Origin of the sequence: Corallococcus sp. 4LFB (assembly GCF_046520365.1) — a bacterium.
Taxonomy (GTDB): Bacteria; Myxococcota; Myxococcia; order Myxococcales; family Myxococcaceae; genus Corallococcus; species Corallococcus caeni.
This window is the reverse complement of the sequence record NZ_JBKGHJ010000144.1, coordinates 5,764-17,122: the sequence shown is the minus strand read 5'-3', so window position 1 is coordinate 17,122 and position 11,359 is coordinate 5,764. Positions and strand designations below refer to the sequence as shown.

At 70.6% G+C, this 11,359-nt stretch carries 9 protein-coding genes; 6 read left to right on the top strand and 3 right to left on the bottom strand.

Translation table 11 applies throughout. The features are described from left to right. The 3 genes from mtgA to ACLEQD_RS17500 all read right to left on the bottom strand — a co-directional run. A partial coding sequence (gene mtgA, locus ACLEQD_RS17510) for a monofunctional biosynthetic peptidoglycan transglycosylase (protein WP_410385415.1) occupies nucleotides 1–708 on the bottom strand: 708 nt, incomplete at its 3' end. Nucleotides 709–781: 73 nt separating this feature from the next. Beyond that, entirely contained in the window at nucleotides 782–1,240 is a 459-nt protein-coding gene (locus tag ACLEQD_RS17505) for a DNA/RNA non-specific endonuclease (RefSeq protein ID WP_410385413.1), read from the bottom strand. A gap of 459 nt (nucleotides 1,241–1,699) precedes the next feature. Next, nucleotides 1,700–2,947, bottom strand: coding sequence for a sterol desaturase family protein (locus ACLEQD_RS17500; protein ID WP_410385411.1), 1,248 nt, complete (start codon nucleotides 2,945–2,947; stop codon nucleotides 1,700–1,702). A 66-nt stretch (nucleotides 2,948–3,013) separates the two neighbouring features. Between ACLEQD_RS17500 and ACLEQD_RS17495 the strand changes: the two genes are divergently transcribed. From ACLEQD_RS17495 to ACLEQD_RS17470, 6 genes are all read left to right on the top strand, one after another. Further along, entirely contained in the window at nucleotides 3,014–3,601 is a 588-nt protein-coding gene (locus tag ACLEQD_RS17495; RefSeq protein ID WP_410385409.1) for a Crp/Fnr family transcriptional regulator, read from the top strand. 487 nt (nucleotides 3,602–4,088) lie between these two features. Further along, entirely contained in the window at nucleotides 4,089–5,276 is a 1,188-nt protein-coding gene (locus ACLEQD_RS17490; RefSeq protein ID WP_410385407.1) for a DUF4034 domain-containing protein, read from the top strand. Between the two features lie 130 nt (nucleotides 5,277–5,406). Further along, on the top strand, nucleotides 5,407–5,829 hold the full coding sequence (locus tag ACLEQD_RS17485) for a hypothetical protein (protein WP_410385405.1): 423 nt from the start codon (nucleotides 5,407–5,409) through the stop codon (nucleotides 5,827–5,829). Between the two features lie 447 nt (nucleotides 5,830–6,276). Further along, nucleotides 6,277–6,687, top strand: coding sequence for a response regulator transcription factor (locus tag ACLEQD_RS17480; protein WP_410385403.1), 411 nt, complete (start codon nucleotides 6,277–6,279; stop codon nucleotides 6,685–6,687). Between the two features lie 156 nt (nucleotides 6,688–6,843). Continuing rightward, nucleotides 6,844–7,260 carry a response regulator gene (locus tag ACLEQD_RS17475; protein WP_410385401.1) on the top strand — a complete coding sequence of 139 codons (417 nt, stop codon included), beginning with the start codon at nucleotides 6,844–6,846 and terminating at the stop codon, nucleotides 7,258–7,260. 211 nt (nucleotides 7,261–7,471) lie between these two features. Then, nucleotides 7,472–11,359 (top strand): Ig-like domain-containing protein (locus ACLEQD_RS17470; RefSeq protein ID WP_410385399.1); only part of this gene is annotated, 3,888 nt, incomplete at its 3' end.

Below are 11,359 nucleotides of genomic sequence, written 5' to 3'. Positions count from 1 at the left end.
GCGGCGCGGGGCCGGCAGCATGCCCGCGAGCATCGCGCCCTGCGCCACGCTGAGCGCCCGCGCCGAGACGCCGAAGTGCTCGCGCGCCGCCGCCTCGATGCCGTAGACGCCCTCCCCCCACTCCACGACGTTCAGGTACAGCGCGAGGATGCGCTGCTTGGACAGGTGGGTCTCCAGCTGGCGCGCGAGCAGCAACTCCTTGCCCTTGCGCAGCAGGCTGCGGTCCGTGGAGAGGTAGAGGTTCTTCGCCAGCTGCTGCGTGACGGTGGAGGCGCCGCGCCCCAGGCGCGCCTCGCGCACCGACTGCTCGAAGGCGTTCTCCACCTCGGTCCAGTCCACGCCCTCGTGCCGGTAGAAGCGCGCGTCCTCGGAGATCAGCACGGCGTCCACGACGTGCGGGGCCACCGCGCCGAGCGACACCCAGGCCTGGCGCGCGCGGGGCTTCCTGCCCGCCTCGAGCGCCTCCTCGGCTCGCTGCGCCATGAGCGCGGTGGAGCGCGGGTTCTGCGTCCGCAACGAGCCCACGTCAGGCAGCCGCGCGAACTCCACCCCGAGCCAGAGGGCGAGCAGCAGCCACCCGCCGAGCGCCCAGCGACCCCAGCCCGGGATGGAGCGCTTCCCCACGACGCGCCGGGCGCCGGAGGAGAGCTGCTTCGTCTTCTGCGTCCGGACGGTGGAGGTGCGCGCTGGGGGCGGACGGGAGGCCATCGGTGCACCTACATCTGCCCCGGTAAGCCACCCCTGTCCAGAAGACGGCCGGGATGGCACCCGGCGGCCTTCCTCAGTTGCACCCCTGGCTCGACAGCCAGTTCACGCCACGGGTCCGCTCGGTCGTGCCGTTCGAGCCGCCGTAGTCCACGTTCGAGAAGGACATGGACACGGAGCTCCCCGTGGACTGGTTGGTGATCTGCATCGTCAGGTTGTTGGGGATGAGCGCGGTGGAGTTCGGATAGTTCGCGCCAATGGAGTAGCGCAGCCGGCCGTTCGGCAGGCTCCCGCACTTGGCCATCTTGTTTTCAAGCTGCAGCCAGTTGCCACGGTTGAAGTTGGCATCCTGCGGCACAAGGTTCGCCCGGCCTCCCCAGCCCCCGAGCTGTGAGCCGATCATGTGGCCTCCGTCGTAGTCGTTGCTGGGGTTCTCCGCGTCCCCCCACTGCCCCACGTTCGTCTGACAGGAGTCGACGCGCGGCGCGGCGGTGATCTTCGGCAGGTCCTTGTACGCCCGGTTCGGACGGCCCACGCTGTCGATGAAGTAGTACTCGCCGTCGAAGCTGTGCCACTTGCTCCGGTCGTCGACGGGAAGAGCTTCGGGCAGTCGCTGATCAGCTCCGCGGTGACGTTCCCGTGGGTGACGTACCCGACGCCGTAGGGCGCCAGCGCCTCCCGGATCTCCTCCTCCGTGTGGCTGTCGAAGAAGTCCATGAGGCCGCTCGGGCCACCGAAGTCCTGCTCGAGCTGACGGGTGACGTCTTCTCCGCCCAGGTCCGTGACGCCGCAGCCGCCGAGCAACAGACCCAACACCAGCGCGACCGAGAGCTTGTTCAAGGTGTGCATTCTTCCGGCTCCTTTTGGCAATCTCGATTACCAAGAAGTCGAGAGAAACACGAGAAGATGGCGATAAATACCTTGCAGGAATTCTGTATCAGCCCTGCTACAGCATGTTTCACGTACTCGCGGTGCCACGGACAGACACCCGTCGTCAGCCCGGGGAGGACGTCGGCTGGGCCCTCCGGCCGGCGCCCGCGCGCGCCACCCGCAGCCAGATCAGCGAGACCATCAGCCACGACGCCGTGAGCGCGCTCCACGCCTGGGGCGCGCGGGCCCAGACCAGCCACAGCGTCACCGCCACGCCCATGGCGAGCACCCGCGCCAGCTCCAGCGGCTCACTCCACCCCTTCGACTCCAGCATCCCGCTCCAGGCGGTCGCCATCGCCCAGAGCAGCAGGCTCAACGCGACCTTCTGCCAGCCCGACAGCGGTGAGGCATGGTGGCTCACCAGGAGCATGAAGGGCATCGCCGCGAACAGCTGGAAGACGAGGTACCCACGGACGCCGGGCAGCTCCCGCGAGTGGTACTTCACCTCCGCGCCCTCCTGCTTCCAGTACCCCAGCGCGCGCGGAGGGAGGTCCGCGGGCCGCCAGCCCGTGGGCATCACCCAGATGCGCAGCTTGTCCCACGGGCGCTTCGTGGCGACGGCGTCCGCGACCAGCCGGGCCCACGCCTGGAAGTTGATGGCCGTCGGGTCCCAGGTGTTCGCCGGGGTCGTCAGCCCGTAAGAGCACGGCTCGGTCTCCTCCGCGTAGGTGCCGAACATCCGGTCCCAGATGATGAGGAAGCCCGCGTAGTTCTTGTCGATGTACGCGTCGTTGCGCGCGTGGTGCACGCGGTGGTGCGACGGCGTGTTCAGCCACGACTCCACCCACCTGGGGAGCTTGGGGATGACGCGCGTGTGGGGGATGAACTGGAGCACCAGGTGGAAGGCCACCATCGCCAGCACCGCCTCCGGCGGGAAGCCCACCAGCACCAGCGGCCAGTAGAAGAGGAAGGAGAAGAGGCGCTGCGTCACGCTCGCGCGCAGGGCCACCGCGTAGTTGAGCTCCTCGGTGGAGTGATGCGGCGAGTGGGCCGCCCAGCCGAGGTTGGTGCGGTGCCCGAAGCGGTGGAACCAGTAGAAGAGGAAGTCGACGCCCAGGAAGAGCGCCACCAGCGACAGCGGCGACGACGCGTCCAGCCGCCACGGCGCGAACTGGCCCAGCTGCGTGAACAGGGGCAGCACCAGCAGGGCCACCGCGACGTTGACGCACTGGTTCATCACCGCCGTGCCCATGCTCGCGATGGAGTCCTGGAAGCTGTAGTAGCCGTTGCGCCGCGCCACGCACCAGGCGAACTCCGCCAGGGCCAGGGCAATGACGAAGGGCGTGGCCACGGCATAGACGTTGAGGGACATGCCCCCGGTATATGTTTCCCCAAGCCGCCTCCGCCTTAACCCAGGTCAAGCCCCGGTCCCCGCGACGTGAGATTCCCCAAGCTCTTCGAGCGCCTCGCCACCCTGGCCCCGCTGCCTCCCGAGGAGTGGGTGAAGGCCGAGGCCGTGGCGCAGGAGCAGTCGCTCGCGAAGCGGGAGCTCTTCCTGCGGCCGGGAGACGCGGCGGACCGGTTCGCGGTGGTGCTGCGGGGCGTCTTCCGGGGCGTGCGCGTGTCGCCGCGCGGGGGCGAGTCCATCAAGGCCTTCCGCGCCGAGGGCGAGCTGATTGGCGCCTATGCGGAGATGTTGCAGCGGCTGCCGTCGATGACAGCGATTGAAGCGCTCGAGCCGAGCCACGTGCTGGTGTTCCAGACGCAGGACTTCCAGGCGCTGGAGCGGGGCCACGTGTGCTGGGAGCGACTGGCGCGCCGGGTGGCGGAGCAGCACTTCATCCTCAAGGAGCGCCGCGAGCAGGAGTTCCTGGAGCTGTCCGCGGAGGAGCGCCTGGTGAAGTTCTGGGAGGAGCATCCCCACCTGAAGGGGAGGATTCCCCAGCGCGACGTGGCGGCCTACCTCGGCATCACGGAGGTGGCCCTGAGCCGCATCATGTCGCGGCGCCGCAAGCGGGCGGAGTGAGCGGGCCCCCGTGGTGCGCGGTCCGGCGCGCACCGCGGCGTCGCCCAAGCGCGCCACGTGGTCGGTTGCTACGGTGCCACGCCATATGCTCACCTTCGTACCGCGCTCGGCGCGGGAGTCCTCTTGCTGGGCCTGGGTTCCGCGGGGCTTGCCGTGCAGGCCTTCCAGGCCAGGCAGCACGCCGCGGCCGAGGCGCGCATCGCGGCCGCCAGGAGCCTGTCCTGACGCCTGCCCCGGGCCCCGCGCCCCGCGGGCTCCCCGTCGTGGCGCCAGCCGGGGGCGAGCAGGGCGGGGTTCCGCGGGGTCATGTGGACGGGGTGGCGCTGCGCGCGCTCCTGCTCCGCCGCCAGTTCGAGGATCTGACGCTGGCGGTCGAGCAGCTCCAGTGGGGCATGGAGTCGAACCCACAGGACGAGCACTGGATGACGGACGGCATCCAGGCGCTCGGCAACGGGGCCCCGACTCGGCGGAGCTCCTCGACGCCTGGGTGGAGGCGTCACCGCGCTCCTTCGCGCCCTACCTCGCACGGGGTACCCACTGGGTGAACGTGGGCTACCTGCGACGCGGGACGAGGCTCGTGAGGGCGACGGCGGAGGAGGAGCTCGCCGGGATGCATGAGGCCTTCGAGCGTGCGGTGCCGGACCTCACCCGCGCCTGGGCGCTCCATCCGAAAGCGGTCGCGGCGGCGAGGCCGCTGCTCAACGTAGCGACCGCGCTCGGCGACCGCGAGAATCGCGAGCGCGTCTTCGCCCGCGCCGCGGAGCAGTGCCCCTCCTGCGCGGACGTCCGGAGCGTCTACCTCCACGGCCTGACTCCCCGCTGGGGCGGCTCCTACGAGGAGATGGACGCCTTCGCCCTGGCCCAGAGCCGCGCTCACCCCGAGCTGGGCTTCCTGCGCGGCTTCGCCGACTGGGACCGCGCGGATGATCCGCGAGTCGAGGACGACAACGACCGGGCACTGGGCCTGCTCGCCCAGGCGCTTTCGGCCGGTGAACACTGGGAGTTCCGGCTGGCGCGGGCGAAGCGGCTGCGCGGCACCGGGGCCCTGGACGCCGCGCTCGTCGAGGCGAACCGGGCCGTGACCCTGCGGCCCGCTCGCTCGGACGTCTACTTCGAGCGCGCCCGGATCCTCGCTTCCAGCCGGAAGTGGGGACCCGCGGGAGAGGATCTCCTGCACGGCCTGCGGCTGGAGGAGACGGACGCCGACGGGCGGTCCCTGCGGCCTGGCGTGGTGAAGGGGCTGGTCTACGCGGCCTATGAGCAGCATGGGGCCGGACACCGCGAGGAGGCCCTGCGCCTGCTCGAGCTCGCGGGAGAGCTCGCCCCGGGCGACCCCGAGGTGGCGCGCTGGCGCACCCGGGTCGCGACCTCGCCGTTGCAGGCGCAGGGCAAGGAGGCGCAGGCCGAGACGCCGGAGGACTTCCGCGCCGTGCAGCAGCGGGACTATGCCCTGGCGCGAGAGCAGCGCTTCGCGGAAATCCTCCCGCTCTGGGACGCCTTCCTCGCGCGCAATCCCGAGCACGGGCTCGCCTACCTCGAGCGCAGTGGGACGCACTACCACCTGCGCAACCTCGAGGCTGCGCTGTCCGACCTGAAGAGGGCGTGCGACCTGGGCATCAACGAGGGCTGTGCCCGTGCGCGCCAGATCGAGCGGGCCAGGGCCACGGCCCACTGAGCCTCGGCCGCCCTGCCCTCCGCGTTTTCACGGCCCCACGAAAAGCTCTTCCATGTGCGGTGCTTGCCAATCTCTCACGAAAAGCGGCTTAGTCTCTGATTCAGCGATCCGGCCGCACAGGAGACAGTCCATGAGGCAGCTCCCAAGCATCACCCTTCCGATGATGTTCGCGGCGTCCTTGTTGTCATTGGCCTGTGGCGGTCCGATGGAGGAGGCCCCGAACGCGGCGGAGACGCAGGCCCTCCAGGAGGAGGGACAGGCCCTGACGACGCTGAGCGCGGGCATCTCCTTCTGTACCAACCTGGGGAACGGCTTCTACGGGTGCAACGGCGGAGCCAGTGGCGGAACGCCTCCCTATCGCTTCAACTGGACGTCCAACGCCTACGTCACCATCGACTCCGTGGCCACCGGCCCCACGAACACGCGAATCGAAGGGACCTGCGCGATCAGCACCATCGGAAAGCCGAACCAGGTGACGCTGACCGTCACGGATTCGCTGGGCGCCACGGCTTCAGCCCAGCGCAACTTCCAGTGCACCACCATCGTGCCGTAGCACCCCGCGCGCAAAGAGCCGCCTCCTGGAGGTGGCCCTCGTGGGCCTGCGTGCCTGGGACCCGGCCGCATGCATGACGGGGCAATCCGTCATCCCACCCAGTCTTCCGGCTCCAGGAAGGTGAGCGTTGAGATGCCCGCGGCTTCGATCGCGTCCTTCACGTCATCGCGCAGCGCAACGCGGCTCGCTACCAGCCCTACCCCTATCTCCTCCCCTCGCTCATCCCCCAGAGCATCAACATCTGAGCGCTCGCACCCGGGGGCCGCCCCCCTGAGCCCCCCAAGTGGCGGCGCGGCGGCCTCCCGTGGGCCAGGTTCCAGGTTCCAGATTCCGGAGCCCGGTCCAGGAACTGGAAGGGGCCCTCCCCCTCCCTCCGCCAATCCCTTGCAATGACTGGGATTGGCGGATGACGCCGCGCGTGGCACAACCGCTGCACTGTTGTTGTGCATGCTCGGTAAAATCCTCCTCCTCGATTCGAAGCCCCCGGTTCGTGGGGCGACGGCGCGTCACCTGACGGCCGCGGGCTTCACCGTCCTCACCGCTCGCACGGATGGGCAGGCGCGGAGCCTGCTGGACACCCACCTGTTCGACGCGGTCCTCATCGACCATCCCTTCGGCCGGCCCGGCATGGAGGAAGGCCTGCGCTTCGCGCGCGACCTGCGCCTGCACGACGCGCACATCCCCCTCCTGCTGATGACGGCGCTGCCCCTGGAGGAGGTGCGGCACACGGCGTGGGCAAGCGGCATCACGAAGCTGCTGCCCAAGCCGCAGCTGATGCCGGTGCTCATCCTCCACCTGTCCGCGCTCATCCCCTCCGCGGCCAACGAGGACCGGCCCCAGCCCATCCCGATGCGCTAGGAAGCCAGGCGCGCGGCGTTTCCGGTTCTGGTCCGGATTCCGGAAAATGGATCCGCAAGCTGGACAAGCGCCCGCGACGGACGCTTTCCGGCCAGGCCAAACGGCCGGAAAGACGTCTTTGCGCTTTATTCCCGAGCCCTGGCCCCAGCCTTGCTCATGCCTCCCCGAGTGCCCCGGAACCTGCTGATCATCGATGACGAGACGGTCCTGTGCTGGGTCCTGGGCCGCTTCTTCTCCAGCGCGGGGTACGAGGTCGACTCGGCCACGGACCTGGACGAGGCGCTGGAGCGCGTGAAGCATGGCCGGTACGACCTGGTCATCAGCGACCTGCGCCTGAGCGGCACGCAGTCCGAGGAAGGGCTCATCATCGCGGAGCGGCTGCGCGAGGCCTCTCCGGACACACGCATGGTCCTGCTGACGGCGTTCGCGACGCCGGACCTGGGTTCGCGCGCGCAGGCCCTGGGCGTGGACCTGGTGCTGAGCAAGCCCCAGCCGCTGCCGGACCTGGCGGTGCACGTGTCGCAGTTGCTCGAAGCACCGCGCCAGGAACTCGCGCGTCGCCTCGTGCCTTGAGCGGTGACGCGCCGGGACTTGGGTGACAGCGGATCCGGATTCCGGAAACTGGATCCGCAAACAGGACAGGGCGCCCCGCGCGACCAGGGCTTCCATTCCAAGCGCCCGGAAGAATTCGGTTTCGACCATCCGCTCGGGCTGGCCCTCGGCTTGCTCTTGGGAGGTCGCCTGCGCCGCTGACCCTCGCAGCCGCCGCATCGAAGAGCCCCCCATGGACCCCACCTCCGACGACTCCTCCTTCGCCTGGTTCCGGGACGCAGCCCCCTCCACGCTGGCCTGGACGCTGGCGTGTCTGGTGTTGCTGGCGCTGCTTCCGCTCGGGGCGTCCGCGGCTCCGTCGCTGCGCTACCAGATGGATCAGCGAGGCGACTTCGTGCTGTTCGGCAACACGCTGTCGCAGGAGTGCCGCACGGGGACGCCGGCGCCGCTGGTGGGCACGGTGGGCGCCTGCGGCACCAACATCGACGACCAGGCGGCGGACGTGCACTGGACGACCGACGGCAGCACGGCGTCCGCGGACACGTCGGTGGCGCCGGGCAGCGCGAAGAGCCAGGCGGTGCTCGCGCTGCCGTCGGGGGCGGTGGTGACGTACGCGCGGCTGTACTGGGGCGCGGTGCGCTCGGTGGCGAGCCGCACGGGCACCATGTCCCCGGGGACGTCCGTGACGCTGGCGCGGGTGGGGACGTTCTCCACGGTCATCACCGCGGACTCCAGCAAGGGCTACACGAGCGGCAGCAACTACGCCTACCAGTCCACGGCGGACGTGACGGCGCTGGTGCAGCAGTACGGCACGGGCGCGTACCTGCTCTCCGGCGCGGACGTGATGGACTTCCGCAACGTCAGCGACACCTTCCCCTACTCCGGCTGGGCGATGGTCGTCTTCTATCGGCTCGCCAGCGATCCCCTGCGCAACCTCACCCTCTTCGACGGGCTGGATTCGGTGAGCAGTGGCGCGAGCGCGACGGCCACGCTGTCCGGCTTCCTGGTGCCGGCCTCTGGCTACACGGCGAAGCTGGGCGTCATCGCCTACGAGGGGGAGTCCTCCTACACGGGCGACGCGCTGAACTTCAACGGGGTGGCCCTGTCGGACGCGCAGAACCCGGCGAACAACTTCTTCAACGGCACGCGCAGCCGGCTGGGCGTGGCGCAGAGCAACGCCGGGGACCTGCCGCGCTTCGCGGGCACGCCGGCCACGCTCGAAGGCATGGACCTGGACGTCGTGGACATCACCGCGCGCGTCTCCGCGGGCCAGACGTCCGCGACGGTGTCCGCCACCTCCGCGGCGGACCAGTACCTGCTGGGCGCGTTCATCACGTCCATCTCCACGCAGAAGCCGGACTTCATCCAGACGGTGAAGAGCGTGGCGGCCGTGTCGCCGCGTCCGGACGGCGGCCTGCGCGGCGGCGACGTGCTGGAGTACACCGTGCAGACGACGAACACGGGCGATGACTCCGGCATCCTCACCGTGCTCACGGACACGCTGCCCACCAACGTCACCTACGTGCCGGGCACGCTGCGGGTGACGGCGGGCGCCAACACCGGCGCGAAGACGGACGCGACGGGGGACGACCAGGGCGACTACGACGCCGCGAACCGCCGGCTCACGGTGCGCCTGGGCACGGGCGCCAACGCCACGCAGGGCGGCGTCATCAACATCGGAGAGAGCACGACGCTCGTCTTCCGGGTGACCATCAACGTGGGGGCCACGGGGAGCATCGACAACCAGGCCGTCGTGCGCAGCACCGGGCAGCAGGGCGCGCCGGAGACGTCCTTCCCGTCCTCGCCGCCGGTGGGGACCGGTCCCACGACGACGCCGGTGAGCGGTCCGCCCGCGCCGGCCGTGACGGCGCCCGCGGCCAACGCCACGCTGACGACGCGCACGCCCACCTTCAGCGGCACGGGGGAAGCGGGCAACACCGTCACCGTGCGCGAGGGCACCACGGTGCTGTGCACCGCCACGGTGAGCGCGTCCGGCGCCTGGAGCTGCGCCTCCGCCGTGCAGCTCGCGGATGGCGCGCACACCGTGACCGCGCAGGCGGCGGACCCCAGCGGCAACCTCAGCCCGACGACGTCCGTCGGCTTCAGCGTGGACGCGACGGCGCCGGTGGCTCCGGTCATCTCCACGCCCGCCCAGAACGCGCAGCTCAACACGGCGACGCCGACGTTCACGGGCACGGCGGAGGCGGGCAGCACCGTCACGGTGCGCGAGGGCACCACCGTCCTTTGCACCACCACGGCCAACGCCGCGACGGGCGCCTGGAGCTGCGCGTCCGGCATGGCGCTGCCTTCCGGTTCGCACACGGTGACGGCGACGGCGCAGGATGCGGCGGGCAACACCGGCCCCGCGTCCAGCGGGCGCACGTTCGTGGTGGACGTGACGGCTCCGGCGGCGCCGGTCATTGTCGCGCCCACGAGCGGCTCGGCGGTGAGCAGCACGACGCCCACGTTCAGCGGCTTCGCGGAAGCGGGCAGCACGGTCAACGTCGTCGTCGGGGGAGTCACGGTCTGCACCGCGACGGCCAATGCCTCCGGTGCGTGGTCCTGCACGTCCGGTTCGGCGATGGGCCAGGGTGCCCAGACGGCCACCGTCACCGCCACCGACGCCGCGGGCAACACGGGCCCGGCGAGCACGACCTCCTTCACCGTGGACACGGTGGCCCCCGTGGCACCGGTCGTCACCGCGCCCACGGCCAACCAGACCGTCACCACCCAGACGCCGGTCCTCTCCGGCACGGCGGAGGCCAACAGCACCGTCACCGTGCGCGAGGGCACGACGGTGTTGTGCACCGCGACGGCCAATGCCTCCGGTGCGTGGTCCTGCACGTCGCCTTCGCTCGCGCAGGGGTCGCACACGATCTCCGCGACGGCGCGGGACGCGGCGGGCAACACCGGTCCGGCCAGCGCCTCCGTTCCCTTCACGGTGGACTCGGTGGCCCCTGTGGCTCCGGTCATCACGGCGCCGACTTCGGGTCAGACCGTGGCCACGCAGACGCCTGTCCTGTCCGGTACGGCGGAGGCCAACAGCACCGTGACCGTGCGTGACGGCACGACGGTGGTGTGCACCACGACGGCCAATGCTTCCGGTGCCTGGTCCTGCACGTCCGCGACACTCGCGGAAGGGGCGCACACGATCTCCGCGACGGCTCGGGATGCCGCGGGCAACACCGGTCCGGCGAGTACGTCCGTCCCCTTCACGGTGGACTCCGTGGCGCCGGCGGCGCCCGTCATCGCGTCGCCCACGTCCGGGCAGCTCGTCGCCACCCGGACGCCGACGCTGTCTGGCACGGCGGAGGCGAACAGCACCGTGACCGTGAGGGAGGGCACCACCGTGCTCTGCACCGCGACGGCGAATGCCTCCGGTGCCTGGTCCTGCACGTCCTCCACGCTCACGGACGGTGCCCACACGGTTTCCGCGACCGCTCGGGATGCAGCGGGCAACACCGGCCCGGCGAGCACGTCCGTCCCCTTCACCGTGGATGCCACCGCCCCGGCGGCGCCTGTCGTCACCGCGCCCACGGCCAACCAGACCTTGACGACCCAGACGCCGGTCCTCTCCGGTACGGCGGAGGCCAACAGCACCGTGACGGTGCGCGAAGGCACCACCGTGCTCTGCACCGCGACGGCCAATGCCTCCGGTGCGTGGTCCTGCACGTCCTCCACGCTCACGGACGGTGCCCACACGGTTTCCGCGACCGCTCGGGATGCAGCGGGCAACACCGGCCCGGCCAGCACCTCCGTTCCCTTCACCGTGGACAGCACCGCTCCGGCGGCTCCGCTCATCGCTTCGCCCACGCCCGGCCAGGTGGTCGCCACGCAGACGCCGACGCTCAGCGGCTCGGCGGAAGCGAACAGCACCGTCACCGTTCGTGAGGGCACCACCATCCTGTGCACCGCGACGGCCAATGCTTCCGGTGTCTGGTCCTGCGCGTCCTCGACGCTCGCGGAAGGGGCACACACGATCTCCGCGACGGCTCGGGATGCCGCGGGCAACACGGGCCCTGCGAGTACCTCCGTTCCCTTCACTGTCGACACGGTGGCTCCGGCGGCTCCGGTCATCGCGGCGCCCACGTCCGGTCAGCTTGTGACGACCCAGACGCCG

Excerpts from the sequence above, each read along its gene's own strand:
- ACLEQD_RS17475 (WP_410385401.1), top strand. The coding sequence starts at position 6,844 with ATGCCTCCCCGAGTGCCCCGGAACCTGCTGATCATCGATGACGAGACG.
- ACLEQD_RS17500 (WP_410385411.1), bottom strand. The coding sequence starts at position 2,947 with ATGTCCCTCAACGTCTATGCCGTGGCCACGCCCTTCGTCATTGCCCTG.
- ACLEQD_RS17480 (WP_410385403.1), top strand. The coding sequence starts at position 6,277 with ATGCTCGGTAAAATCCTCCTCCTCGATTCGAAGCCCCCGGTTCGTGGG.
- ACLEQD_RS17485 (WP_410385405.1), top strand. The coding sequence starts at position 5,407 with ATGAGGCAGCTCCCAAGCATCACCCTTCCGATGATGTTCGCGGCGTCC.